At 69.4% G+C, this 25029-nt stretch carries 23 protein-coding genes; 1 reads left to right on the forward strand and 22 read right to left on the reverse strand.

Annotated features, from left to right (window positions below):
- Nucleotides 1–104: 104 nt before the first annotated feature.
- Nucleotides 105–1958, forward strand: coding sequence for a glycoside hydrolase family 18 chitinase (locus ACFYZ4_RS20300; RefSeq protein ID WP_351293216.1), 1854 nt, complete (start codon nt 105–107; stop codon nt 1956–1958).
- 93 nt (nt 1959–2051) lie between these two features.
- Here ACFYZ4_RS20300 and ACFYZ4_RS20305 read toward each other — a convergent pair whose 3' ends face one another.
- From ACFYZ4_RS20305 to ACFYZ4_RS20410, 22 genes are all read right to left on the reverse strand, one after another.
- Nucleotides 2052–2498 carry a DUF2550 domain-containing protein gene (locus tag ACFYZ4_RS20305; RefSeq protein ID WP_327416472.1) on the reverse strand — a complete coding sequence of 149 codons (447 nt, stop codon included), beginning with the start codon at nt 2496–2498 and terminating at the stop codon, nt 2052–2054.
- Nucleotides 2499–2661: 163 nt separating this feature from the next.
- The gene (locus tag ACFYZ4_RS20310; RefSeq protein WP_030708154.1) at nt 2662–3033 is read right to left on the reverse strand and encodes a F0F1 ATP synthase subunit epsilon; all 372 of its coding nucleotides are present in this window, start codon (nt 3031–3033) and stop codon (nt 2662–2664) included.
- 140 nt (nt 3034–3173) lie between these two features.
- Entirely contained in the window at nt 3174–4616 is a 1443-nt protein-coding gene (gene atpD / locus ACFYZ4_RS20315) for a F0F1 ATP synthase subunit beta (protein WP_351293212.1), read from the reverse strand.
- Nucleotides 4616–5533: a F0F1 ATP synthase subunit gamma gene (locus ACFYZ4_RS20320; RefSeq protein WP_351293209.1), complete on the reverse strand. Its 918-nt coding sequence runs from the start codon at nt 5531–5533 to the stop codon at nt 4616–4618. Before ACFYZ4_RS20320 ends, atpD begins: the two co-directional genes overlap by 1 nt.
- 20 nt (nt 5534–5553) lie before the next feature.
- On the reverse strand, nt 5554–7149 hold the full coding sequence (gene atpA / locus ACFYZ4_RS20325) for a F0F1 ATP synthase subunit alpha (protein WP_351293206.1): 1596 nt from the start codon (nt 7147–7149) through the stop codon (nt 5554–5556).
- 129 nt (nt 7150–7278) lie between these two features.
- Nucleotides 7279–8094, reverse strand: coding sequence for a F0F1 ATP synthase subunit delta (locus ACFYZ4_RS20330; RefSeq protein WP_351293204.1), 816 nt, complete (start codon nt 8092–8094; stop codon nt 7279–7281).
- Entirely contained in the window at nt 8091–8633 is a 543-nt protein-coding gene (locus tag ACFYZ4_RS20335; RefSeq protein WP_351293201.1) for a F0F1 ATP synthase subunit B, read from the reverse strand. The genes ACFYZ4_RS20330 and ACFYZ4_RS20335 overlap by 4 nt, the downstream gene beginning before the upstream one ends.
- Nucleotides 8634–8673: 40 nt before the next feature.
- Nucleotides 8674–8901 carry an ATP synthase F0 subunit C gene (atpE, locus tag ACFYZ4_RS20340; RefSeq protein WP_030386954.1) on the reverse strand — a complete coding sequence of 76 codons (228 nt, stop codon included), beginning with the start codon at nt 8899–8901 and terminating at the stop codon, nt 8674–8676.
- A gap of 77 nt (nt 8902–8978) precedes the next feature.
- The gene (gene atpB, locus ACFYZ4_RS20345; RefSeq protein ID WP_351293260.1) at nt 8979–9785 is read right to left on the reverse strand and encodes a F0F1 ATP synthase subunit A; all 807 of its coding nucleotides are present in this window, start codon (nt 9783–9785) and stop codon (nt 8979–8981) included.
- 241 nt (nt 9786–10026) lie between these two features.
- The gene (locus ACFYZ4_RS20350; protein ID WP_030708140.1) at nt 10027–10464 is read right to left on the reverse strand and encodes a hypothetical protein; all 438 of its coding nucleotides are present in this window, start codon (nt 10462–10464) and stop codon (nt 10027–10029) included.
- A 274-nt stretch (nt 10465–10738) separates the two neighbouring features.
- Nucleotides 10739–12073 (reverse strand): MraY family glycosyltransferase, encoded by a 1335-nt coding sequence (locus ACFYZ4_RS20355; RefSeq protein ID WP_351293197.1) that lies wholly within the window; start codon nt 12071–12073, stop codon nt 10739–10741.
- Between the two features lie 116 nt (nt 12074–12189).
- Nucleotides 12190–13419 (reverse strand): serine hydroxymethyltransferase, encoded by a 1230-nt coding sequence (gene glyA / locus ACFYZ4_RS20360; RefSeq protein WP_351293194.1) that lies wholly within the window; start codon nt 13417–13419, stop codon nt 12190–12192.
- A gap of 93 nt (nt 13420–13512) precedes the next feature.
- Nucleotides 13513–14145 carry a protein-tyrosine-phosphatase gene (locus ACFYZ4_RS20365; protein WP_351293191.1) on the reverse strand — a complete coding sequence of 211 codons (633 nt, stop codon included), beginning with the start codon at nt 14143–14145 and terminating at the stop codon, nt 13513–13515.
- Nucleotides 14142–14789 (reverse strand): L-threonylcarbamoyladenylate synthase, encoded by a 648-nt coding sequence (locus tag ACFYZ4_RS20370; protein ID WP_351293187.1) that lies wholly within the window; start codon nt 14787–14789, stop codon nt 14142–14144. Before ACFYZ4_RS20370 ends, ACFYZ4_RS20365 begins: the two co-directional genes overlap by 4 nt.
- A 49-nt stretch (nt 14790–14838) precedes the next feature.
- On the reverse strand, nt 14839–15684 hold the full coding sequence (prmC, locus tag ACFYZ4_RS20375) for a peptide chain release factor N(5)-glutamine methyltransferase (RefSeq protein WP_351293185.1): 846 nt from the start codon (nt 15682–15684) through the stop codon (nt 14839–14841).
- Between the two features lie 49 nt (nt 15685–15733).
- Nucleotides 15734–16813, reverse strand: coding sequence for a peptide chain release factor 1 (prfA, locus tag ACFYZ4_RS20380; RefSeq protein WP_351293183.1), 1080 nt, complete (start codon nt 16811–16813; stop codon nt 15734–15736).
- Nucleotides 16814–16930: 117 nt separating this feature from the next.
- Complete coding sequence (rpmE, locus tag ACFYZ4_RS20385; RefSeq protein WP_351293181.1) at nt 16931–17149, reverse strand: 50S ribosomal protein L31; 219 nt, start codon at nt 17147–17149, stop codon at nt 16931–16933.
- Nucleotides 17150–17345: 196 nt separating this feature from the next.
- Complete coding sequence (locus tag ACFYZ4_RS20390; protein ID WP_351293179.1) at nt 17346–18446, reverse strand: LCP family protein; 1101 nt, start codon at nt 18444–18446, stop codon at nt 17346–17348.
- Nucleotides 18447–18699: 253 nt separating this feature from the next.
- A complete protein-coding gene (gene rho, locus ACFYZ4_RS20395) occupies nt 18700–20829 on the reverse strand; it encodes a transcription termination factor Rho (RefSeq protein ID WP_390784491.1) in 2130 nt (709 codons plus the stop codon).
- 434 nt (nt 20830–21263) lie between these two features.
- Nucleotides 21264–22190 carry a homoserine kinase gene (gene thrB / locus ACFYZ4_RS20400; RefSeq protein ID WP_351293175.1) on the reverse strand — a complete coding sequence of 309 codons (927 nt, stop codon included), beginning with the start codon at nt 22188–22190 and terminating at the stop codon, nt 21264–21266.
- Nucleotides 22191–22554: 364 nt separating this feature from the next.
- Nucleotides 22555–23625 (reverse strand): threonine synthase, encoded by a 1071-nt coding sequence (gene thrC / locus ACFYZ4_RS20405; protein ID WP_390784492.1) that lies wholly within the window; start codon nt 23623–23625, stop codon nt 22555–22557.
- Between the two features lie 6 nt (nt 23626–23631).
- Nucleotides 23632–24921 (reverse strand): homoserine dehydrogenase, encoded by a 1290-nt coding sequence (locus tag ACFYZ4_RS20410; protein ID WP_351303552.1) that lies wholly within the window; start codon nt 24919–24921, stop codon nt 23632–23634.
- Nucleotides 24922–25029: the final 108 nt, after the last annotated feature.

A 25029-nucleotide genomic window follows, 5' to 3' on the forward strand; every position in this document is an offset into this window, starting at 1 on the left:
CACTGTGGTGAGCGTGCCATGACAAAGCGTGCTCACGGGCGGCGCAGGTCCCACCCCCATGTCGAGGTCCCCCACGACCGAGACGGACCTACGGAGGATCACCCTTGAGCACAGCATCCCCACCCCGCACCAGGCGCACCCGGTTCTTCACCCGCGTCGCGGCGATCGTGGCCGCGCTCGCCCTGCCCGTCACCGGGCTCGTCGTACTCGCCGCCCCGGCCCAGGCGGCCGCCGCGGCGACCGCGACGTACACCAAGGTCTCCGACTGGGGCACCGGCTTCGAGGGCAAGTGGGTGGTGAAGAACACCGGCACCACCACCCTCACCAGCTGGACCGTGGAGTGGGACTACCCGGCCGGCACCTCGGTCACCTCGGCCTGGGACGCCACCGTCACCAGCTCGGGCACCCACTGGACGGCCAAGAACGTCGGCTGGAACGGCACCCTCGCCCCCGGCGCGAGCGCAAGCTTCGGCTTCAACGGCGCGGGCGGCGGCTCCCCCACCGGCTGCAAGATCAACGGCGCCTCCTGCGACGGCTCCACCCAGCCCGGCGACGCGCCCCCCTCGTCCCCGGGCGCCCCGTCCGCCTCCGCCATCACCGAGACCTCGCTGACCCTGAGCTGGGGCGCCGCCACCGACGACAAGGGCATCAAGAACTACGACGTCTACCGCGACGGCGTCAAGATCGCCACGGTCACCGGCACCACCTACGCCCAGACGGGCCTGACCAAGGGCACCACGTACAGCTACCACGTGGTCGCGCGCGACACGATCGACCAGACCGGCGCCTCGTCCGTCACCGTGTCCGTCACGACGGCCGGCGGCACCCAGCCCCCGGACCCGGGCGGCAAGGTCAAGCTCGGCTACTTCACCGAGTGGGGCGTCTACGGGCGCAACTACCACGTGAAGAACCTGGTCACCTCGGGCACGGCGAGCAAGATCACCCACATCAACTACGCCTTCGGCAACGTCCAGAACGGCCAGTGCACCATCGGTGACGCCTACGCCGACTACGACAAGGCCTACACCGCCGACCAGAGCGTCGACGGCGTCGCCGACACCTGGGACCAGCCGCTGCGCGGCAACTTCAACCAGCTGCGCAAGCTGAAGAAGGCCTACCCGAACATCAAGATCCTGTGGTCCTTCGGCGGCTGGACCTGGTCCGGCGGATTCCCGCAGGCCGCGGCCAACCCGACCGCCTTCGCCCAGTCCTGCCACAACCTCGTCGAGGACCCGCGCTGGGCCGACGTCTTCGACGGGATCGACCTGGACTGGGAGTACCCGAACGCCTGCGGTCTGTCCTGTGACACCAGCGGAGCGGCCGCCTTCAAGAACCTGATGCAGGCGACCCGCGCCAAGTTCGGCGCGAACAACCTGGTCACCGCCGCCATCACCGCCGACGCCTCCAGCGGCGGCAAGATCGACGCGGCCGACTACGGCGGCGCCGCGCAGTACGTCGACTTCTACAACGTCATGACGTACGACTTCTTCGGCGCCTGGGCGGCGCAGGGCCCGACGGCCCCGCACTCCCCGCTCACCTCGTACGCGGGCATCCCGCAGGCCGGCTTCAACTCGGCCGACGCCATCGCCAAGCTGAAGGCCAAGGGGGTCCCCGGCGCCAAGCTCAACCTCGGCATCGGCTTCTACGGCCGCGGCTGGACCGGCGTCACCCAGGCGGCCCCCGGCGGCACCGCCACCGGCCCCGCCCCCGGCACGTACGAGCAGGGCATCGAGGACTACAAGGTGCTCAAGAACAGCTGCCCGGCCACCGGCACGATCGCCGGCACGGCCTACGCGAAGTGCGGCAGCAACTGGTGGAGCTACGACACCCCCGCCACCATCGCCGGGAAGATGACCTGGGCCAAGCAGCAGGGCCTCAAGGGAGCCTTCTTCTGGGAGTTCAGCGGGGACACCACGAACGGTGAGCTCGCGAACGCCATCCACACCGGGCTGCAGTAGGAAAGACGGAAGCCGGGGAGACGGGTCCGCCCCCGTCTCCCCGGCTTCTTCACGTCCTGAAAACCTCAGGCCACAGGCACAGGCGACAGCAATTCAGGCGACATTCACCCTTTGCCCTGGAGGCGCCGCCTCCAGCCAGGCCAGGAAGCCGGTCAGCGCGTCCTCGCTCATCGCCAGCTCCAGGCGGGTCCCGCGGTGGACACAGCCGAGCACGACGGCGTCGGAGAGCAGGGCCAGTTCCTCCTCGCCCTCCGGGGCGCGGCGGGCGACGACCTCGATGGAGGACCGCTCCAGCAGCCGGCGCGGCCGGTGCGAGTACGAGAACACCCGGAACCATTCGATCCGGTCACCGCTGTAGCGCGCGACCCCGTACACCCAGCCCTTGCCGGAGACGTCGGGCTTGTCGGCCACGCCCCAGCGCATGCTGCAGTCGAAGGTGCCGCCGGACCGCTGGATGAGCCTGCGGCGCAGCCCGAAGACAAACAGCCCGATCACCACCAGGGCTACGACCAGGCCGCTCACAAGCAGAGCGAGGAGCATCTTCACCGACCTCCTCGCTCATCGAATACGCATGAGAAAAAAACGACCTGCATCGCCTCAGCCGCGACCCGGTCTGGAAAATTCCAGAACGGACCGCGGCTGAGGTCTGCCGAGTCCCGGCGGTCGCCCCCCGGTACTCAGCGGTTCAAACTCCGACGGGCGTTCAGCCCGTTACGGCGCGCAGCCGGACATCAGCGCGACGCTCGGCGGCGGCGTCCGCCTCCGCCTTCGCGCGCTCCAGTGCCCGCTCCGCACGCTGGACGTCAATCTCGTCCGCGAGCTCGGCGATCTCGGCCAGCAGGGACAGCTTGTTGTCCGCGAACGAGATGAAACCGCCGTGCACCGCGGCGACGACAGTGCCGCCCTCGCTGGTGCGGATGGTCACAGGGCCCGATTCCAGCACACCGAGAAGCGGCTGGTGACCGGGCATGACGCCGATGTCGCCGGACGTGGTGCGGGCGACAACAAGGGTGGCCTCGCCGGACCAGACATTGCGGTCCGCCGCGACCAGCTCGACGTGCAGCTCAGCAGCCAAGGTGGCTCCTCGGGTCACCACCCGGCGGGTCGGCCGGGTGTTGGGTCAAATTCTAATGGGCGTGGGGAGAGGGACGGGACACACCCGCCCCTCTCCCTGAAACGTGCGAACCGGATGCGCCCCTCGCGGAGCGCGCCGGATCAGGAGACGCCCAGCTCCTTGGCGTTGGCCTTCAGGTCCTCGATGCCACCGCACAGGAAGAACGCCTGCTCGGGGAAGTGGTCGTAGTCACCGTCGCAGATCGCGTTGAACGCGGTGATCGACTCCTCGAGCGGAACGTCCGAACCGTCCACGCCGGTGAACTGCTTCGCCACGTGGGTGTTCTGCGACAGGAAGCGCTCGACGCGACGGGCACGGTGGACAACGAGCTTGTCCTCCTCGCCCAGCTCGTCGATACCGAGGATCGCGATGATGTCCTGGAGGTCCTTGTACTTCTGGAGGATCCCCTTGACGCGCATCGCCGTGGCGTAGTGGTCCGCCGCGATGTACCGCGGGTCGAGGATGCGGGACGTCGAGTCCAGCGGGTCCACGGCCGGGTAGATGCCCTTCTCGGAGATCGGACGGGAAAGAACCGTCGTCGCGTCGAGGTGGGCGAAGGTGGTCGCCGGCGCCGGGTCGGTCAGGTCGTCCGCGGGGACGTAGATCGCCTGCATCGAGGTGATCGAGTGACCACGCGTCGAGGTGATGCGCTCCTGCAGCAGACCCATCTCGTCAGCCAGGTTCGGCTGGTAACCCACTGCGGACGGCATGCGGCCGAGCAGCGTGGAGACCTCGGAACCGGCCTGGGTGTAACGGAAGATGTTGTCAATGAAGAAGAGCACGTCCTGCTTCTGCACATCGCGGAAGTACTCCGCCATGGTCAGACCGGCAAGCGCGACGCGAAGACGCGTGCCCGGGGGCTCGTCCATCTGGCCGAACACAAGAGCCGTCTTGTCGATGACGCCCGACTCGGCCATTTCCTCGATGAGGTCGTTGCCCTCACGGGTACGCTCACCGACGCCCGCGAAGACCGACACACCGTCGTGGTTGTTGGCGACGCGGTAGATCATTTCCTGGATCAGAACGGTCTTGCCGACACCGGCACCACCGAACAGACCGATCTTTCCACCCTTGACGTACGGGGTGAGAAGGTCGATGACCTTGACGCCGGTCTCGAACATCTCGGTCTTCGACTCGAGCTCGTCGAAGCGGGGCGCCTTGCGGTGGATCGGCCAGCGCTCGGTGACCTCGGCGTTCGCCTCGGGGTAGTTCAGCACCTCACCGAGGGTGTTGAACACCTTGCCCTTGGTGAAGTCACCGACGGGAACGGTGATGCCCGCGCCCGTGTCGGTCACCGCGGCCTGGCGGACCAGACCGTCGGTCGGCTGCATCGAGATGGTACGGACGAGGCCGTCACCCAGGTGCTGCGCGACCTCGAGGGTCAGGGTCTTGAGCTTGCCGTCCTCGGCCGGGTCGGCGACCTGGACCTTGAGCGCGTTGTAGATCTCGGGCATGGCGTCGACGGGGAACTCCACGTCGACGACCGGGCCGATGACCCGGGCGACGCGGCCCGTGGCGGCGGCCGTCTCAACAGTGGTCGTCATTACTTGTCACTCCCCGCGGTCGCGTCAGCCATGGCGCTCGCGCCACCGACGATCTCGCTGATTTCCTGGGTGATTTCGGCCTGGCGGGCCGCGTTGGCAAGCCGGGAGAGGCTCTTGATGAGGTCTCCGGCGTTATCGGTCGCCGCCTTCATCGCGCGGCGGCGGGCGGCGTGCTCGGAAGCGGCCGACTGCAGCAGTGCGTTGTAGATACGGCTCTCGACGTAGCGCGGCAGCAGGGCGTCGAGGACGTCCTCCGCCGACGGCTCGAAGTCGAACAGCGGAAGGATCTCGCCCTTCGCACCGGTCTCCTCCACAGCCTTCTCAAGGCTGAGCGGCAGCATCCGGCCGTCGACCGGGTTCTGCGTCATCATCGACACGAATTCCGTGTAGACGATGTGCAGCTCGTCGACGCCGCCCTCGGCCGTCTCGGTCTGGATGGCTTCGATCAGCGGCCCCGCGACGCGCTTGGCGTCGGCGTAGGCCGGGCTGTCGGTGAAGCCGGTCCACGAATCCGCGACCTTGCGCTCGCGGAAGCCGTAGTAGGCCAGACCCTTGCGGCCGACGATGTAGGTGTCGACGTCCTTGCCCTCAGCGCGCAGCCGCTCGGTGAGCCGCTCCGCCTGCTTGATGGCGTTCGAGGAGTAGCCGCCGGCCAGACCGCGGTCGCTCGTGATGAGCACGATCGCGGCACGGGTCGGCGCCTCGACCTCGGTGGTCAGGGCGTGCCTGGTGTTCGAGCCGGTGGCCACCGCGGTCACCGCACGGGTGAGCTCGGTCGCGTACGGCATCGATGCCGCCACCTTGCGCTGCGCCTTGACGATGCGCGAGGCGGCGATCATCTCCATCGCCTTGGTGATCTTCTTGGTCGCCGTGATGGCACGGATGCGACGCTTGTAGACCCGGAGCTGCGCTCCCATGAGTCAGGTCCCTTCCGTCGTCACTTGGAGACGTTGACGGCCGGTGCGTCCTCGCCCAGGAGCTTGCCGTCCGAGGTCTCGAACTGGCGCTTGAAGGCGGTGATGGCGTCCGCGACCGACGTCAGGGTGTCGTCCGACATCTTGCCGCCGTCGGCGATGGAGGTGAGGAGGTCCTTGCGCTCGCGGCGCAGGTGCTCCAGCAGCTCCGACTCGAAGCGACGGATGTCGTTGACCGGGACGTCGTCCATCTTGCCGGTGGTGCCGGCCCAGACGGAGATGACCTGCTCCTCGACGGGCATCGGCTGGTACTGGCCCTGCTTCAGCAGCTCGACCAGACGCTTGCCGCGCTCCAGCGAAGCCTTCGAAGCGGCGTCCAGGTCGGAACCGAAGGCGGCGAACGCCTCCAGCTCACGGTACTGGGCGAGGTCCAGGCGCAGACGGCCGGAAACCTGCTTCATGGCCTTGTGCTGGGCGGAGCCACCGACGCGGGAGACCGAGATACCGACGTTCAGCGCCGGGCGCTGGCCCGCGTTGAACAAGTCGGACTCAAGGAAGCACTGGCCGTCGGTGATGGAGATGACGTTGGTCGGGATGAACGCCGACACGTCGTTCGCCTTGGTCTCGACGATCGGCAGACCGGTCATCGAACCGGCACCCATGTCGTCGGACAGCTTCGCGCAGCGCTCCAGCAGACGGGAGTGCAAGTAGAAGACGTCACCCGGGTAGGCCTCACGGCCCGGCGGGCGGCGCAGCAGCAGCGACACGGCGCGGTAGGCGTCGGCCTGCTTCGACAGGTCGTCGAAGATGATCAGGACGTGCTTGCCGGCGTACATCCAGTGCTGGCCGATGGCGGAACCGGTGTACGGCGCCAGGTACTTGAAGCCGGCCGGGTCGGACGCCGGGGCGGCGACGATCGTCGTGTACTCGAGCGCGCCGGCGTCTTCCAGGGCGCCGCGAACGGACGCGATGGTCGAGCCCTTCTGGCCGATGGCGACGTAGATGCAGCGAACCTGCTTGTTCACGTCGCCGGAGCGCCAGTTGTCGCGCTGGTTGATGATCGTGTCGACGGCCAGGGCGGTCTTGCCCGTCTGGCGGTCACCGATGATCAGCTGACGCTGGCCGCGGCCGACGGGGACCATCGCGTCGATGGCCTTGTAGCCGGTCTGCATCGGCTCGTGGACCGACTTGCGGACCATGACGCCGGGGGCCTGCAGCTCGAGGGCGCGGCGGCCTTCGGTCGCGATCTCGCCGAGACCGTCGATCGGGTTGCCGAGCGGGTCGACGACGCGGCCGAGGTAGCCCTCGCCGACGCCGACGGAGAGCACCTCACCGGTGCGCTGCACCGGCTGGCCCTCCTCGATACCGCTGAACTCGCCGAGGACGACCGCACCGATCTCGCGCTCCTCGAGGTTGAGGGCGAGACCGAGGGTGCCGTCCTCGAACTTCAGCAGCTCGTTCGCCATGGCGGAGGGCAGGCCCTCCACCTTCGCGATGCCGTCGCCGGCAACGCTGACCGTTCCGACCTCCTCGCGCGAGGCCGCGTCCGGCTGGTACGACTGGACAAAGTTCTCCAGTGCGTCCCGGATCTCCTCCGGCCGGATCGTGAGCTCCGCCATCTGGGTTCCCTGCTCTCCTTGTTGGGCCTGAAGCTTCTTAGGGGTCTGGGGGCGACCCCCAGGAATCTTCTGCAAGTTCTGCACGGCCCAACCGGGCCGCTAGGAATGCTTTGTTCTTTTGGTGGCTGGTCAGCCGGCCATGCGGCGGGACGCCTCTGCGAGGCGGTCCGCGATGGTGCCGTCGATGACCTCGTCGCCGACTCGCACCGAGATCCCGCCGAGGACCTCGGGGTCCACGTCGAGGTTCAGGTGCATCTGGCGGCCGTACAGCTTGGCCAGCACCGCACCGAGGCGCGCCTTCTGCACGTCGCTGAGCGGAACCGCGCTGGTCACGGTGGCGACCATGCGGTCACGGCGCTCGGCGGCGAGCTTGGAAAGGGACTCGAGTCCCGCTTCCAGGCTACGTCCACGCGGGTGCGTGACAAGACGGATCACCAGGCGCTCGGTGACGGCGTTCACCTTGCCGCCGAGCAGGCTGCGCAGCAGCTCGCTCTTGGCGGAGGCGGTGGCCGCGCGGTCGGTCAGCGCGGAACGCAGCTCGGTGCTCGAGGAGACGATCCGGCCGAACCGGAACACCTCGTCCTCGACGTTGTCGAGCGCGTTGCCCTGCTGGGCCGCCGTGAGGTCGGCGGTGGCCGCCAGCTCCTCCAGCGCGTCCACCAGGTCGCGGGACTGCGACCAGCGGGACCGGACCATGCCGGACACCAGGTCGAGGGTCTCCCCGCCGACCTGGGCGCCGAGCAGTCGCCCGGCCAGCTCGGCCTTGGCCTCGCCGGACTGCGCCGGGTCGGTGAGGACCCGACGCAGCGAGACCTCACGGTCGAGCAGCGCGGTAACGGCAGCCAGCTCACCGGCGAGCTTCGCCGCGTCGACGGACGTGTTGTCCGTCAGCGCGTCGAGACGCTCACGCGCGGAGGCCAGTGCCTCGCGGCTCGCTCCGTTCATCGGGCCGCCTCGGCCTTCTCCTCAAGCTCGCTGAGGAAGCGGTCGATGGTGCGGCTCTGTCGGGCGTGGTCCTCAAGGGACTCGCCGACGAGCTTTCCGGCCAGGTCGGTGGCGAGCTTGCCCACGTCCTGACGCAGCGCCTGGGAAGCGGCCTTACGGTCCGCCGCAATCTGGGCGTGGCCGGCAGCGATGATCTCCTCACGCTGCCGCTGGCCCTCTGCGCGCAGTTCTTCCTTGAGCGCAGTGCCCTGCTCCAGCGCATCCTGGCGCAGGCGCGCGGCCTCGTGCCGGGCTTCGGCGAGCTGGGCCTTGTACTGCTCCAGGACGCTCTGGGCCTCGGTCTGGGCGGATTCCGCCTTCTCGATACCGCCCTCGATGGCCTCGCGACGCTCTTCCAGAACCTTGTTGATGTTCGGGAGGAGCTTCTTCGCGAGGAAACCGAAGACGATGACGAAGGCGAGCAGACCGATGACGAGCTCGGGGATCGGCGGGACGAGGGGGTTACCCGGCTCCTCGGCCGCGAGAACCAGGAGGTTCACATCAGTGCCTTTCGTCGATTCGGACTAGTCGTGGGGTTCGTCAGCTGTAGACGAACGGCATGACCAGACCGATGAGGGCGAGCGCCTCACAGAAGGCGAAGCCGAGGATCTGGTTGGCGCGGATCAGACCGGCAGCCTCGGGCTGACGAGCGAGAGCCTGCGTGCCGTTACCGAAGATGATGCCGACGCCGACACCGGGGCCGATGGCCGCGAGACCGTAACCAACGGAGCTGAGGGAGCCGGTGACGGCGGCAAGGGTCTGGGACATGCCAGTTCTTCCTTCTCTTTCACGGACCGGTGGGGGTTGGCCACCGGACGACTGGGGGTTTGCGGAGCGGGCTGCGCTCAGTGGTGCTCGGCGACCGCACCCTGCAGGAAGCTGCAGGCCAGGAGCACGAAGACGTAGGCCTGAACGGCCTGGATGAAGAGCTCGAACGCGGTCATCACGATGACCATGACGAACGACACGCCCGCGTAGGCGATGCCGATCCCGTTCAGCAGGTACCAGCTGGCGATGGTGAACAGCAGCAGCAGGGTGTGCCCGGCGAACATGTTCGCGAACAGTCGGACCGCGTGGGTGAAGGGGCGGACCAGCACGTTCGAGAAGAACTCGATCACCATGACCAGCGGCAGGATCCCGCCGAGGGTCTTGTCGTAGCCGGTGATGTTCTTGAAGCCGCCGACGAAGCCGTGACGCTTGAAGGTCACCGACATCCACATGACGTAGATGACCGCGGCGAGACCGGCCGGGTACGCGATGACCGCGGTCACCGGGAACTGGGCGAGCGGGATGATCGACCAGAGGTTCATCATCCAGACGAAGAAGAACGTCGCGACCATGAAGGGGACGTACTTCTCGCCTTCCTTCTTGCCCAGCGTCTCGTAGACGATGCCGCGGCGCACGAAGTCGTAGCCGGCCTCGGCGACCATCTGCAGCTTGCCCGGGACGACCTTCGGCTTCCGGAACGCGGCCCAGAAGAAGCCGACGATGATGACCGAGCCCAGCAGGGCCAGCAGCATCGTCTTGTTGAAGTACAGGCCGCTGTCGTCACCGAAGATCGGCTTGAACAGGAACGAGTACAGGGTCGGGCCCGGGAAGCCGCAGCCAGTGCCGTCTTCGAAATGACAATTGATCTCGAAGGCGAGCGTCATGTCAGCAGCACTCACCGCAGGGCTCCTTCAGCGTGGCGCATAGGTACGGCAACCTCGTTGTGTCGGCGCGGCGCGCGGCCGCGGTTCGGCACTGGACTGGTGTAACGGATGGTGGGGCGGCAGTCAGGCATCGAGCCTCGCGATGGAACAGGCGTCAGCTCAGATGCCCGCGCCCGCAGTGCCGCAGTTGGCACCGGACGATAGCAGGATCTCGAACGCCCACTTATCCCGGCCCTACCCTTCACGACTTCGGCCCCGGATTTTCGGGCTTGTCGCCCTTCACCGAGTCCGGTTCGACGTAAAGAATCTTGGCCTTCATATGAGCACGCGTCTGCGCGCCGATCCACACCAGGGTGGTGGCGACGAGCGTGATCGCGAACGCCTTGGGATTGAACAGGGTGGTGTTCTTGAACACCGCGACGAACACGAAAAGCAGCAGGATCTGGGCCGTGTAGAGCATGAGCCCCATGGCCTGGAAAAGATGCGGGAGTGACTTCGCCGTGCGCTGCAGAACGACGAATCCGATGCCCATGAAAAGAATCACGACCAGCGTCGCGACGACGGCCCCGACCGCACCCTTGCCTCCGACGACCAACGCGCTGATCGCTGCGGCGAGAGCGCCGGCGACAGCCGTGGGTACGGCGGCTTGCAGGAGGGATCGGACGTCATCTGACCGCATGGCGGTTTGCTCCGCGTGATGGTGGGGGCACGGGACTCGTACGGGACGAGCGTAAGCCCGGTCCGAGAGAGAACCTCGGGCCAAGGGACCGTCGCACTACGGTCCTTCGGCTCTGTCGCCGGGTTTAGTGAACGGTATCACAAACTATTTGATGAGAGCTTTACCTGCCCGGTGTGCTGACTGTCACACATGAGAGGGACCCTGCGCGTGTGTGCGCGACAGGCATGCGGGTTGTCTGGTAAAGGGCATCCATGTCCGACATGCGATGCCGCTGTCAGCGGGTGGATTCAGCCTTACGCCGGTCGGGGAAGCGCGAACGGGGGCCCACGGCGGTCGCCCCGTTGACGCCGGAGACACCCGCCGCGATCGGCCTGGCGGGCTGCGGCTCCGCGCCCGAGGCATCCAGCGCGGCCGCTTCCGCGGCTGCCTCGGCCGCCCGTGCGGCGTGCCGGTAGCGCGGCGGAACCAGAGCCTCCGCCCACCGCGGGGTGCGGGGGGTGAAGCGCGGCAGGAGCAGCAGGAGCAGACCCACGGCGCTCAGCGCGGCGATCGCCAGCACGATCCACATGGTGGAGGAATGCACCGAATACGCCACCGTGCCGAAGGCGATCAGCCCCGACCAGAAGTACATGATCAGGACCGCGCGGCTGTGCGAATGCCCGAGCTCCAGCAGCCGGTGGTGGAGGTGCCCGCGGTCGGCCGCGAAGGGCGACTGGCCCTTCCACGTACGCCGCACGATGGCCAGGACCAGGTCCGCCATCGGGATCGCGATGATCGTCAGGGGCAGGATCAGCGGGATGTACGCGGGGAGCATCGCGTGCGTCGCGTTGCGCTCGCCCTGCGCGTACAGGGCGAGGGCGTCGGGGTCCACCTGGCCCGTGATGGAGATGGCGGCGGCGGCGAGCACCAGGCCGATCAGCATCGAGCCGGAGTCGCCCATGAAGATCCGCGCGGGATGCATGTTGTGCGGCAGGAAGCCGAGGCACATGCCCATCAGGATGGCGGCGAAGAGGGTGGCGGGCGCCGCCGACTCGATGCCGTAGCCGAACCAGATCCGGTACGCGTAGAGGAAGAACGCCGCAGCGGCGATGCAGACCATGCCGGCGGCCAGGCCGTCGAGGCCGTCGACGAAGTTCACCGCGTTGATGGTGACCACCACGAGGGCCACGGTGAGCAGGTTGCCCTGCCACTGGGTGAGCGAGACCGGGCCGAAGAAGGGGACCGGGATCCACAGGATCGTCAGGCCCTGCATGACCATCACGCCGGCGGAGATCATCTGGGCGCCGAGCTTGATGAGTGCGTCGATCTCGAACTTGTCGTCGAGGACGCCGACGAGCCAGATCAGGGCCGCGCCGGAGAGCAGGGCGCGCGGTTCGTTCGACAGCTCGAAGACGCCGTTGAGGTTCCGCAGGTGGTCGGCGACCAGCAGGCCCGCGCACAGACCGCCGAACATGGCGATGCCGCCCAGCCGTGGCGTGGGCTCTCGGTGCACGTCGCGGGCACGGATCTCCGGCATGGCCCCGGCCGCGATCGCGAACTTCCGCACGGGCCCGGTCAGCAGGTAGGTCACCGCGACCGTGACGCAAAGCGTCAGCAGATATTCACGCACGGGCTGCCCCAGATGTATCGCCGGCCATCTCAGCCCCACACATTAGCTGCGATGTCCCCTCCCCCGAGGACGCGAGGGGGCCGTATCCCGGTTGCACTACGCCCCTCTTGTCCTGATTACTCCCCGTAAGGGGGAAATTCGAGTGCCAGCTCATTGACCTCCGTACGAGTCTTCGCGCCGTCTTCGCGCAGCCCCGCGGCGAACAGCGCCGCGATCCGGCGCATCTCCGCCTCCCCCATCCCCTGGGTGGTCACCGCGGCCGTTCCCAGCCGGACGCCCCGCTGGTCCCCGTACGGGAGGGCGCAGGTGTCGAGGACGATCCCGGCGGCGGCCAGCCGGCCGCGGGCGGTCGGGCCGTCCATGCCCAGCGGCGCCGGGTCGGCGGTGATCAGATGCGTGTCTGTGCCGCCGGTGGTGATGGTGAAACCGTGCTCTTCGAGGGCGCCGGCCAGCACCCGGGCATTGGCGACGACCCGGTGGGCGTAGGTGGTGAAGGCCGGCCGGGCCGCCTCGCCGAAGGCCACGGCCTTGGCGGCGATGGTGTTCATCTGGGCGCCGCCCTGGGTGAAGGGGAACACCGCCCGGTCGATGCGCTCCGCGAACTCCGCCCCGCACAGGACCATCCCGCCGCGCGGCCCGCGCAGCACCTTGTGCGTGGTCGCGCAGACGACGTCGGCGTAGGGCACGGGGCTGGGCGCGGCCCCGCCGGCCACCAGCCCGATCGGATGGGCCGCGTCGGCGATCAGATAGGCCCCGACCTCGTCGGCGATCTCCCGGAACGCCGAGTACTCGGGGTGGCGGGGGTAGGAGATGGAGCCGCACACGATCGCCTTGGGGCGGTGCTCGCGGGCGAGGTCCTGCACCTGCCGGTAGTCGATGAGACCCGTCTCGGCGTCGACCCCGTACCCCACGAAGTCGAACCAGCGCCCGGAGAAGTTGGCGGGCGAGCCGTGGGTGAGGTGGCCCCCGTACGGGAGCCCCATCGCCAGCACGGTGTCCCCGGGCCGCAGCAGCGCGGCGTACGCCGCCAGCACGGCGGAGGAGCCGGAGTGCGGCTGCACGTTCGCGTGCTCGGCCCCGAACAGGGCCTTGGCCCGCTCGACGGCGGTCTGCTCGGCCAGGTCGGCGTATTCGCAGCCGCCGTGGTACCGGTTGCCGGGGTACCCCTCGGCGTACTTGTTGGCGAGCGGCGATCCCAGTGCGGTGAGCACGGCCGCGGAGGTGAAGTTCTCGGCGGCGATCAGCTGCAGGCTCCCGGCCTGCCGCCGCCGCTCCCCGTCGAGCACGTCGGCCATCTGCGGATCCTGCTGCCGCAGCAGGTCCGTGGGCTGGGTGATGACGCTCATGGCACGACTCCAGGTGGTACCGGGTACCAGCCACTGTAGGCCCGCACCCCGCACCGCGCCCTGCGGCACCGCCGGTGGCCGCGGCCCGCGGGGTCAGCGTGAGGCCGTGACGCCCGTCAGGGCCGTGACCACGGGGTCCAGCGCCTGGTTGATCTCGTCGCCGATCGACCGGAAGAAGGTGATCGGCGCCCCGTACGGGTCGTACACCTCGTCCGCGTCCGGCGAAGGCGCCAGCAGCCACCCCCGCAGCGCCGCGGCGGCCCGCACGAGCGCCCGCGCCCGCTCCGCCATGCCGTCGTCCAGCGGCGGCAGCGTGGCCGGATCTATCGCCCGCACCAGCCGGGTGAACTCCTTCAGCGTGAAGGTCCGCAGCCCGGCGGAGTGGCCCATCGAGATGACCTGCGCCCGGTGGTCACGGGTGGCGGTCAGGACCAGGTCGGCACGTATGACGTGCTCGTCCAGCAGCTCGCGCCCGGTGAAACCGGAGGCGTCGGCGCCGAAGTCCGCCAGGACGGCGGCCGCATTGGCCTCCATCGGGGCGCCCTCGTGGCCCCACGTGCCGGCGCTCTCCACGATGAGGTCGCCCGTCACGATCCCGCCCAGCCGGTGCGACAGGGCGTGCCTCGTCAGCCGCTCGGTGATCGGCGAGCGGCACACGTTGCCGGTGCTGACGTGGAGTATGCGGAAAGCGTTTCCCCCAGCTATGCCACGCCCCTCAGGGCTCACGGGGCGACCTCGAGGTCGGGTACGACCTCCCGCAGCTGCTCGGCGCTGAGCGCGCCCTCCCGCAGCAGGACGGGAACCTTCCCGGTGACGTCGACGATCGACGACGGCTGGATGCCGGGCGTCGGGCCGCCGTCCAGGTACACGGACACGGAGTCCCCGAGCATCTCGCGCGCGGCGTCGCAGTCCTCGGGCGCCGGCTGCCCGGACAGGTTGGCCGAGGACACCGCCATCGGGCCGACCTCGGTCAGCAGCTCGATCGCGACGGGGTGCAGGGGCATGCGGACGGCGACCGTGCCGTCGGTGTCCCCCAGGTCCCACGCGAGGGACGGCTGGTGCTTGGCCACCAGCGTCAGCGCGCCCGGCCAGAAGGCGTCGACGAGCTCCCACGCCTGCTCGGAGAAGTCCGTGACGAGGCCGTGCAGGGTGTTCGGGGAGCCGATGAGCACCGGGGTGGGCATACCGCGCCCGCGCCCCTTGGCGGCGAGCAGGTCGTGGACGGCCTCCGGGCTGAAGGCGTCCGCGCCGATCCCGTACAGGGTGTCGGTGGGCAGCACGACGAGCTCGCCGCGGCGCACGGCGGATGCGGCTTCACGCAGACCCGTCTTACGGTCCGTCGCGTCGTTGCAGTCGTATCGCCGGGCCATCAGCGGGCCTCCTCGTGCAGCAGGGGGGTGGCGGGAATCGTCGCGCCGGTCACGGCAGTGCCTTGCGCGCGGTCGCGAAGCGGGGGCGGTTGTTGAGGTCCGGGTGGTCGGCCGCGTCGGCCCAGCCCCGCTCCTCGGCGAAGATCCACGGGACCTGGCCGCCCTGGGTGTCGGCGTGCTCGATGACGACGATGCCGCCGGGCCGCAGCAGCCGGTGGGCGGTGCGTTCGATGCCGCGGATGGTGTCGAGGCCGTCCTCGCCGGAGAAGAGCGCCATCTCCGGGTCGTGGTCGCGGGCCTCGGGGGCGACGTACTCCCACTCGGTGAGCGGGATGTACGGCGGGTTGGAGATGACCAGGTCGACCTGGCCGTCGAGCTCCGGCAGCGCGCTCAGGGCGTCGCCCTGGTGGACGGTGACCCGGGAGCCCTCGGCGTTCTTGCGGGTCCACCGCAGGGCGGCCTCGGACAGCTCGACCGCGTGCACGCGCGAGCGCGGCACCTCCTGCGCCATGGCCAGCGCGATCGCGCCGGAGCCGGTGCACAGGTCCACGATCATCGGCTCGACCACGTCCATCGCCCGGACGGCGTGTATGGCCCAGTCGACGACCGACTCGGTCTCGGGCCGGGGGACGAACACCCCGGGTCCGACCTGGAGCTCCAGGTACCGGAAGAAGGCGCGGCCGGTGATGTGCTGGAGCGGCTCGCGCGCCTCGCGGCGGGCGACGGCCTCCCAGTAGCGGGCGTCGAAGTCCGCGTCCTTGACGTGGTGCAGTTCCCCCCGTTTGACGCCGTGCACGAAGGCCGCGAGCTCCTCCGCGTCGAAACGCGGTGAGGGCACGCCGGCGGCGGCCAGCCGCTGGGTGGCCTGGGCCACCTCGGCAAGCAGCAAGTTCACGCTGGTCCTCCGGGCTGCTGTCGAACGGGGGGTGAAGCAGGGATCAGGGTCAGTGCGCGGCCGCGAGCTTGGCTGCGGAGTCGGTGTCCACGCAGGCCTGGATGACCGGATCGAGGTCACCGTCGAGCACCTGGTCCAAGTTGTACGCCTTGAAACCGGTCCGGTGGTCCGAGATCCGGTTTTCCGGGTAGTTGTACGTACGGATCTTCTCGGACCGGTCCACGCTGCGCACCTGGCTGCGGCGCACGTCGGAGGCCTCCTGCTCGGCGGCTTCCTGGGCGGCGGCCAGCAGGCGCGAGCGCAGGATGCGCATGGCCTGCTCCTTGTTCTGGAGCTGGCTCTTCTCGTTCTGGCAGGAGGCGACCACACCGGTCGGGATGTGCGTGATGCGCACGGCCGAGTCGGTGGTGTTGACGGACTGGCCGCCGGGGCCGGAGGAGCGGTACACGTCGATGCGGAGGTCGTTCATGTTGACCTCGACCTCGACCTCCTCGGCCTCCGGGGTGACGAGCACGCCGGCGGCGGAGGTGTGGATGCGGCCCTGGGACTCGGTGGCCGGAACGCGCTGGACGCGGTGCACGCCGCCCTCGTACTTCAGGCGGGCCCACACGCCCTGGCCGGGCTCGGTGGCGCCGTTGCCGCCCTTGGTGCGGACGGAGACCTGGACGTCCTTGTAGCCGCCGAGCTCGGACTCGGTGGCGTCGATGATCTCGGTCTTCCAGCCCACCCGCTCGGCGTAGCGCAGGTACATGCGCAGCAGGTCGCCGGCGAACAGCGCCGACTCGTCGCCGCCCGCGCCCGCCTTGACCTCCAGGAGCACGTCCTTGTCGTCGCTGGGGTCGCGCGGGACCAGCAGCAGGCGGAGCTTCTCGGTGAGCTCCTCGCGCTGCTGGGTCAGCTCCTTGACCTCTGCGGCGAAGTCCGGGTCGTCGGCCGCGAACTCCTTGGCCGTCTCGATGTCCTCGGCCGACTGCTTCCAGGCACGGAAGGTCGCGATGATCGGGGTCAGCTCCGCGTAGCGCTTGTTCAGCTTGCGCGCGTTGGCCTGATCCGAGTGGACCGAAGGGTCGGCGAGCTTCTTCTCAAGATCGGCGTGTTCGCCGACCAATTCCTCGACCGCCTCGAACATCGGGGGCTCCTGTGGTGAAAGTACGAACGGGGTGACTTGGCGAGACGACGACAAAGGCGCCGGTCCGGCCGCCCCCGAGTGGACAGGGGGCGGCCGGTGACCGGCGCCTGGGTCGCGCTACTTCTTGGCCGCACCCTTGCCGAAGCGCGCCTCGAAGCGGGCCACGCGGCCACCGGTGTCGAGGATCTTCTGCTTGCCCGTGTAGAACGGGTGGCACTCGGAGCAGACCTCGGCTCGGATGGAGCCCTCGGTCAGGGTGCTACGGGTGGTGAACGACGCGCCACAGGTGCAGCTGACCTGGGTCTCGACGTACTCGGGGTGAACTTCGCGCTTCAAGGTGTCTCCTAGATTCGGGAGGGCGCCGGGTCGCAGGAGCCGAATTGCGCACTGCGTGAACCGGGGCCGACAGACCAGTCTGCCAGGACCGGGCTGCCTGTCAAAATTCTGAGGACGCCTCCCTCAACGGAGGGGGGCCGGCATCTATTCCGCGCCCCCGCGGATTCCGTTCGAAAGCCGCCTGAGCAGGGGCTCCCTACTGGACGATGCCGCCGACGGTGCCCTTGTCCCCCATGGACTTCTCGGTGGCCTCGGCCGGGACCGGCTGGTCCGCGAGCAGCGCTTCCCAGACGAGCTTCGACTCCTTCGTCAGCGGGGCGACGCGATCGGCGTCACGCGGGTCCACCGTCACCGGCAGGGTGATCATGTGCATGTTCTGGGCCTCGATGCCCTGCAGGCCCTGGGCGAAGCCCATGAGGGACTTCACGTCGCCGAGCGCCTTGTCGGTGGTGATCGCCTTGGTCGCGGAGTCGGCGAGGTCGACCAGCCGCTTGGGGTTGTCGAACACCCCGATGCTCTTGACCTGCTTGATCAGTGCCTTGATGAAGGCCTGCTGGAGCTGTATTCGGCCCAGGTCGCTGCCGTCGCCGACGCTCTTGCGGGTCCGGACGAGGCCGAGGGCCTGTTCGCCGTCGAGGTGGTTCGGGCCGGCCGCGAGGTCCAGGTGGCTGGCGCCGTCCTTGATCGGCTTGGTGGTGGTCACGTCGACGCCGCCGAGGTTGTCGATGATCTTCTTGAAGCCCGTGAAGTCGACCTCGATGTAGTGGTCCATCCGGATCCCCGACATCTTCTCGACGGTCTTGACCGCGCAGGCGGCCCCGCCGATGGTGTACGCCTCGTTGAACTGCTTGCGCGGGCCGCCCGGGTCGGTCTTGCCCTTGCCGGTGGGGCATTCGGGACGGGCCGTCATGGTGTCGCGCGGTATCGACACGACACTGGCCTGCTTGTGGCCCTCGTAGAGGTGGACGATCATCGCGGTGTCGGAGCGGGCCGAGCCGCCGTCGTCCTGGCCGTACTCGCCATTGGCGCCGCCGCGGGAGTCGGAGCCGAGGACCAGGATGTCCATCGAGCCGTTGTCGACGTTCTGCGGGCGGTCGGTGCCGAGGGCCTGGTCGATGTCGACGGTCTTCAGATTGCCGTTGAGCTTGAAGTAGAAGTAGCCGAGGCCCGCGCCTCCCAGCAGGACCACCCCCGCCGCGCTCCACGCGGCGATGACGAGAGCCCTGCGGCGCTTCGGCGGCTTGCGTCGGCGCCGGCCCGCGGCACGTCGGCCGCGGCCCTTGCTGTCCTCGGTCATGCTGTCCTCAGTCCCTGAGTCCGGTCCCCTGGTCCGTTCCGGCCCGCCGTCCACTCCGCGGGCCCCTCTCACACAGACGGGTGAACGTCCTGCAGGGTTCCAGGGGCGGGGTGTGGTGAAGCCCGCACCGGTGCCCGTGGAGCCGTGTGGAGCCCCGTGGAGGCCCCTGAACGCCCGGCAGCCCCCGCCGCTGGTGCGACGGGGGCTGCCGGGGTGATGCCGTGTGTCAGGCGTCATACGCCCGACGCCGACCTCAGTCGTCGTTCTTGCCCGACGGGGTCGTCTTCGCGATCTGCATCAGGAACTCGGCGTTCGACTTCGTCTGCTTCATCTTGTCGAGCAGCAGCTCGATCGCCTGCTGCGAGTCGAGCGCGTGCAGCACCCGGCGCAGCTTCCAGACGATGGCGAGCTCCTCCGCGTTGAGGAGGATCTCCTCCTTGCGGGTGCCCGACGGGTCGACGTCGACGGCCGGGAAGATGCGCTTGTCGGCGAGCTTCCGGTCGAGCTTGAGCTCCATGTTGCCGGTGCCCTTGAACTCCTCGAAGATCACCTCGTCCATGCGCGAGCCGGTGTCGACCAGCGCGGTGGCCAGGATGGTCAGCGAGCCGCCGTCCTCGATGTTGCGCGCGGCACCGAAGAAGCGCTTCGGCGGGTACAGCGCGGTCGAGTCGACACCACCGGACAGGATGCGGCCGGAGGCGGGCGCCGAGAGGTTGTACGCACGGCCCAGACGGGTGATGGAGTCCAGCAGGACGACCACGTCGTGACCCAGCTCGACGAGACGCTTGGCGCGCTCGATGGCCAGCTCGGCGACGGTGGTGTGGTCCTCGGCCGGGCGGTCGAAGGTCGAGGAGATGACCTCGCCCTTGACCGACCGCTGCATGTCGGTGACCTCTTCCGGACGCTCGTCGACCAGGACGACCATCAGGTGGCACTCGGGGTTGTTGACGGTGATCGCGTTGGCGATCGCCTGCATGATCATGGTCTTGCCGGTCTTCGGCGGGGCCACGATCAGACCGCGCTGACCCTTTCCGATCGGCGACACGAGGTCGATGATGCGGGTGGTCAGCACGCCCGGGTCGGTCTCCAGACGGAGCCGGTCCTGCGGGTAGAGCGGGGTCAGCTTCTGGAACTCCGGGCGGCCACGGCCGGATTCGGGCGCCATGCCGTTCACCGAGTCCAGACGCACGAGGGCGTTGAACTTCTCGCGGCGCTCGCCGTCCTTGGGCTGACGGACCGCACCGGTGGTGTGGTCACCCTTGCGCAGGCCGGCCTTGCGGACCTGGGCGAGGGACACGTACACGTCGTTGGGACCGGGCAGGTAGCCCGAGGTCCGGATGAACGCGTAGTTGTCGAGGATGTCGAGGATGCCCGCGACGGGGATCAGCACGTCGTCGTCGGCGACCTGCGGCTCGCTCGGCGCGAACTCGTCGCGGCCACGACGGCCACGGCGGTCGCGGTAGCGGCCGCGACGGCCGCGACGGCCGTCCTCACCGTCGAAGTCGTCCTGGGGGCCGTTGTCCTGGCGGTCCTGACGGCCCTGCTGGCCCTGGCCCTGGCTCTGGCCCTGGCCCTGGCCCTGACCGCGGCCGCCCTGCTGCTGGCGGTCCTGACGGTCGGCGCGGTCCTGACGGCCGCCGCCCTGGCCGCCCTGCGGGGCCTGACCCTGGCCGCTCTGGCCCTGGTCGTCGGCCTTGGCACCACGGTCACGGCGGTCGCGCTGGCGGTCGCCGCGCTCGGCGCGGTCACGGCGGTCGCGACGGCCGCGGCCCTCGCCGTCCTGACCCTGCGCCTGGCCGGCGGAGACCGCCGTGGCGTCGGCCTTGACCTCGGACTGCGCCGGGGCGGCGGTCACGGTCTCGGTCTTCTGCTCGACCTGGACCGCGACGGGGGCCGAGCCCTCGGGGCTGCCGGAGGGGGCCGTGGCGCGACGGCGGCGGCGCTCGCCGGCCGGCGCGTCCTCTCCCCCGCTCTCGGCTGCGCTCGAGCGGGAGGGGCCCCCTGCCGGCTGGCCCGGGATCTCGATCTGCGCCTGCGCGGCAGGCTTCTCGGCGGGCGCCTCTGCGGCGGCCTCACCCGTACGGGCCTTGCTGGTGGCGCGGCGCTTCGGCTTGGCCTCGGCGGTGTCCCCGGCGGCGGAGGCCGCGGCCTTGGGAGCTCCGCTGCCCGCCTGCGCCTCCTTGATGACCTCGATCAGCTGGCTCTTGCGCATCCGCGCGGTGCCCCTGATCCCGAGGCCCGACGCGACCTGCTGCAGCTCGGCCAGGACCATGCCGTCAAGGCCGGTGCCGGTGCGTCGACGCTTGGGTGCGGCGCCCGCGGCGGGGGCACTGGTGTCGACAGAGGTGTCGGCAGCGCCCATCAGATCGGTGGTGTCGCTCACGAAGGGTCCTTCCCTGGAGCGGACGTCGGCCTGTCTGGCTCGGCGACCGGTTGTGCTGTCCGACAACAGTCCTAGGTGTGGACCGTGCCGGGGCGGTGGTCCGCCGATAGAGATACGGCGGGAGAGAAACGTGCATGGGTGGTTCCGGCGAGAAGCCCCCGAGCTGAAAGCGTGGGAATGTCACGCCGATTCCGGAGCGTGCTCGAAACTGCTGGAAGTGATCAAAGCAGTCGGGGAGGCTCCCGGAAGAAATGTGGTCCCGGATGGGGACACTGAGCACCGAGCCATGGCGGCTTCCGATGCGCACTTGAGACTAACACTACCGGATCCAATAGATATTCCCCCTCTCAATCACCGGCAATCGCGCCCTTCCGCGCGGGCGGCCTGCCCTGGCCGCCCGCCCCTGACCGGCTGCGCACCCCACCGGAACGGCCTTAGCCGCCCTGGGTGCCCAGCGGAAGTACGCTCGCGCCCGCGGCGTCGAGGGCGAGCCGGTTGGCCGCCCATCCCTCGCCCGCGAGCTGCGCGACCTTGTCGGCCGCGCCGTTGTCGACCAGCGCGAGGACCGTGGGGCCCGCGCCGGAGATGACCGCGGGGATCCCGTCCGCCCGCAGTCGGTTCACAAGTGCGACGCTCTCGGGCATCGCCGGGGCCCGGTACTCCTGGTGGAGCCGGTCTTCGGTGGCGGGCAGCAGCAGCTCGGGACGCCTGGTCAGGGCTTCCACGAGCAGGCCCGCACGGCCCGCGTTGACGGCCGCGTCCACGTGCGGGACGCTGCGCGGCAGCAGGCCGCGCGCGGTCTCCGTCAGGACCGGCTTGGACGGCACGAAGACCACCGGAACGATGGATTCGGCAGGCTCCATTCGGATCGCCTTGGCACTGCCGCCGTCCATCCACGCCAGGGTGAATCCGCCGAGCAGACAGGCGGCGACGTTGTCGGGGTGTCCCTCGATCTCGGTGGCGAGCTCCAGCAGCGCCGCGTCGTCGAGCCTGGCCTCGCCGCCTATGGTCACGGCGCGGGCGGCGACGATGCCGGCGCAGATCGCGGCGGAGGAGGAGCCGAGGCCGCGGCCGTGCGGGATCCGGTTGGCGCAGACGACCTCAAGGCCGCGCGGCTGTCCGCCCAGCAGGTCGAAGGCGGTGCGCATGGCACGTACGAGCAGGTGGCTCTCGTCCCGCGGGAGGGTGTCGGCGCCCTCGCCCGCGATGTCGATGTTCAGGCCGGAGTCGGCCACCCGGACGACTACGTCGTCGTAGAGCCCCAGGGCCAGGCCCAGGGCATCGAAGCCCGGGCCGAGATTGGCACTGCTGGCGGGGACGCGCACCCGTACGGCGGCGGCGCGGAACGCTGGACCGGCCATCGTCCGATGACACTCCTTGTGACTGTGCGAGATCTTCGCTCTTCGCTGGCTCGCTGCGAATGTACTGGAGAACGTACGACACCCGAAGGCCCTCGGGGCAGCACCGCAGTCATATGCGCGGTGGCGGATGTAAGTACAGCGTATCGAAGGAAGGTTCTCTCGCGACATAGGGCGCACAGGAGGCGCACGATGCGTGTCGCGGACTTCGACGGCTTCGGCTGCACTTTTGTCGTCGTACGGGGTGAGTTGCCGGGTTCCGGAGGGCCTCGGAAGCCCTCCGGAACCCGGCTCACACGTGGCGTGCGTTACCACCGGGACGACGCGGGGACCGGGCATTGCCGGGTCCCCGCACCGCGGATCCGGCCTAGACCAGACCCAGACGGATGGCCGCGGCCTCGGCGTCCACCGGAACGGTGACCGGCTGCGGAGCGCCGGCGATCGCCCAGTCGGGGTCCTTCAGGCCGTTGCCGGTGACGGTGCACACGATCTTCTGACCGGGGTCCACCAGGCCCAGCTCGGCGGCCTTGAGCAGGCCCGCCACCGAGGCGGCCGAGGCGGGCTCGACGAAGACGCCCTCCTGCGCGGCCAACAGCCGGTAGGCGGCCAGGATCTGGCGGTCGGTCACCTCGTCGATGAAGCCGCCCGACTCGTCGCGCGCCTGCAGGGCGTAGTCCCAGGAGGCCGGGTTGCCGATGCGGATCGCGGTGGCGATGGTGTGCGGCTCCTTGACGATCTCGCCGCGCACGATCGGCGCGGAGCCGGAGGCCTGGAAACCCCACACGCGGGGCGTACGGGAGGACAGGCCGTCGGCCTTGTACTCCTTGAAGCCCTTCCAGTACGCCGTGATGTTGCCGGCGTTGCCGACGGGCAGCACGTGGATGTCGGGGGCGTCGCCGAGCGCGTCGACGATCTCGAACGCGGCCGTCTTCTGGCCCTCGATGCGCACCGGGTTGACCGAATTGACCAGCGCGACCGGGTAGTTGTCGGAGAGCGCGCGGGCCAGGTTCAGGCAGTCGTCGAAGTTGCCGTCCACCTGCAGGATCTTGGCGCCGTGCACGAGGGCCTGGCCCATCTTGCCGAGCGCGATCTTGCCGCGCGGCACGAGCACCGCGGAGACCATCCCGGCGCGCACCGCGTACGCGGCGGCGGAGGCCGAAGTGTTGCCGGTGGAGGCGCAGATGACCGCCTTGGCGCCCTCCTCCTTGGCCTTGGTGATCGCCATGGTCATGCCGCGGTCCTTGAAGGAACCGGTGGGGTTGGCCCCCTCGACCTTCAGGTGGACCTCGCAGCCGGTGCGCTCGGAGAGCACCTGCGCGGGGACGAGGGGAGTGCCACCCTCGCGGAGCGTCACCACCGGAGTGGAGTCCGTCACCGGCAGGCGGTCCCGGTACTCCTCGATGATGCCGCGCCACTGGTGGGTGCGATTGCTGCTCATGGGTCCTTACTCCCCTTCAACACGCATGATGCTGGCGACACCGCGGACGGTGTCCAGCTTCCGCAGTGCCTCGACGGTCCCGGAGAGGGCGGCGTCGGGCGCGCGGTGAGTGACGACGACGAGGGAGGCCTCGCCGTCCTTGCCCTGCTGGCGGACCGTGTCGATGGAGACACCGTGCTCCGCGAAGGTGGTCGCCACCTGGGCGAGGACGCCCGGCTTGTCCGCCACATCGAGGCTGATGTGGTAGCGCGTGACGACGTCCCCCATGGGGCTGACCGGCAGCTGGGTGTACGCGGACTCGCCGGGCCCCGTTGCCTCGGCGAGCTTGTTGCGGGCGACGGCGACGAGGTCGCCGAGGACCGCGGAGGCGGTCGGCGCGCCGCCCGCGCCGGGCCCGTAGAACATGAGCCGCCCGGCGGCCTCCGCCTCGACGAAGACGGCGTTGTACGCCTCGCGGACGGAGGCGAGCGGGTGGGTGAGCGGGATCATCGCCGGGTGGACGCGGGCGGTGACGGACTCGCCGTCCGCGGCGCGCTCCAGGATGGCGAGGAGCTTGATGGTGCAGCCCATCCGCTTGGCGGAGGCGAAGTCGGCGGCGCTGACCTCGGTCATGCCCTCGCGGTACACGTCGTCCAGGCGGACGCGGGTGTGGAAGGCGATGCCGGCCAGGATCGCGGCCTTGGCGGCGGCGTCGTAGCCCTCGACGTCGGCGGTCGGGTCGGCTTCGGCGTACCCGAGGGCGGTGGCCTCGTCGAGCGCCTCCTGGTAGCCGGCGCCGGTCGAGTCCATCTTGTCGAGGATGAAGTTCGTCGTGCCGTTGACGATGCCCATCACCCGGTTGATCTTGTCGCCCGCGAGCGACTCGCGCATCGGGCGGACCAGCGGGATGGCGCCGGCGACGGCGGCCTCGTAGTACAGGTCCAGCCCGTGCCGCTCGGCCGCCGCGTGCAGCGCGGCGCCGTCCTGGGCGAGCAGCGCCTTGTTCGCCGAGACCACGGAGATGCCGTGCTCGAAGGCGGTGGTGATCAGGCCGCGCGCCGGCTCGATGCCGCCGATGACCTCGATGGCGATGTCGATGTCACCGCGTTTGAGGAGGGCGGTCGCATCGGTGGTGATCAGGGAGGGGTCGATGCCCTCGCGCACCTTCGAGGGGCGGCGCACCGCCACACCGGCGAGCTCCACGGGCGCGCCGATCCTCTGCGTGAGGTCGTCGGCGTGCGTCGTCATGATGCGAGCCACCTCTGAGCCGACCACTCCACAGCCCAGCAGCGCCACCTTCAGCGGACGCGTACGCATCATTCGACCTACGCCTTTCGATCTTCCATCAATACCCCGCGCACGGTTTGCGCGAGGGGTGGAACCAGTCTCACTCAATGGACAGCAGTTTCCATCCTCGGTCCAGTG

It is taken from the genome of Streptomyces sp. NPDC001513 (genome assembly GCF_042894695.1).
Taxonomy (GTDB): Bacteria; Actinomycetota; Actinomycetes; order Streptomycetales; family Streptomycetaceae; genus Streptomyces.

Excerpts from the sequence above, each read along its gene's own strand:
- atpD (WP_351293212.1), bottom strand. The coding sequence starts at position 4,616 with ATGACGACCACTGTTGAGACGGCCGCCGCCACGGGCCGCGTCGCCCGG.
- ACFYZ4_RS20350 (WP_030708140.1), bottom strand. The coding sequence starts at position 10,464 with ATGCGGTCAGATGACGTCCGATCCCTCCTGCAAGCCGCCGTACCCACG.
- thrC (WP_390784492.1), bottom strand. The coding sequence starts at position 23,625 with ATGAGCAGCAATCGCACCCACCAGTGGCGCGGCATCATCGAGGAGTAC.
- ACFYZ4_RS20320 (WP_351293209.1), bottom strand. The coding sequence starts at position 5,533 with ATGGGAGCGCAGCTCCGGGTCTACAAGCGTCGCATCCGTGCCATCACG.
- thrB (WP_351293175.1), bottom strand. The coding sequence starts at position 22,190 with ATGGCCGGTCCAGCGTTCCGCGCCGCCGCCGTACGGGTGCGCGTCCCC.
- glyA (WP_351293194.1), bottom strand. The coding sequence starts at position 13,419 with ATGAGCGTCATCACCCAGCCCACGGACCTGCTGCGGCAGCAGGATCCG.
- ACFYZ4_RS20410 (WP_351303552.1), bottom strand. The coding sequence starts at position 24,921 with ATGCGTACGCGTCCGCTGAAGGTGGCGCTGCTGGGCTGTGGAGTGGTC.
- ACFYZ4_RS20390 (WP_351293179.1), bottom strand. The coding sequence starts at position 18,446 with ATGACCGAGGACAGCAAGGGCCGCGGCCGACGTGCCGCGGGCCGGCGC.
- prfA (WP_351293183.1), bottom strand. The coding sequence starts at position 16,813 with ATGTTCGAGGCGGTCGAGGAATTGGTCGGCGAACACGCCGATCTTGAG.
- ACFYZ4_RS20305 (WP_327416472.1), bottom strand. The coding sequence starts at position 2,498 with ATGCTCCTCGCTCTGCTTGTGAGCGGCCTGGTCGTAGCCCTGGTGGTG.
- ACFYZ4_RS20370 (WP_351293187.1), bottom strand. The coding sequence starts at position 14,789 with ATGGCCCGGCGATACGACTGCAACGACGCGACGGACCGTAAGACGGGT.
- atpE (WP_030386954.1), bottom strand. The coding sequence starts at position 8,901 with ATGTCCCAGACCCTTGCCGCCGTCACCGGCTCCCTCAGCTCCGTTGGT.
- atpB (WP_351293260.1), bottom strand. The coding sequence starts at position 9,785 with ATGACGCTCGCCTTCGAGATCAATTGTCATTTCGAAGACGGCACTGGC.
- atpA (WP_351293206.1), bottom strand. The coding sequence starts at position 7,149 with ATGGCGGAGCTCACGATCCGGCCGGAGGAGATCCGGGACGCACTGGAG.
- ACFYZ4_RS20330 (WP_351293204.1), bottom strand. The coding sequence starts at position 8,094 with ATGAACGGAGCGAGCCGCGAGGCACTGGCCTCCGCGCGTGAGCGTCTC.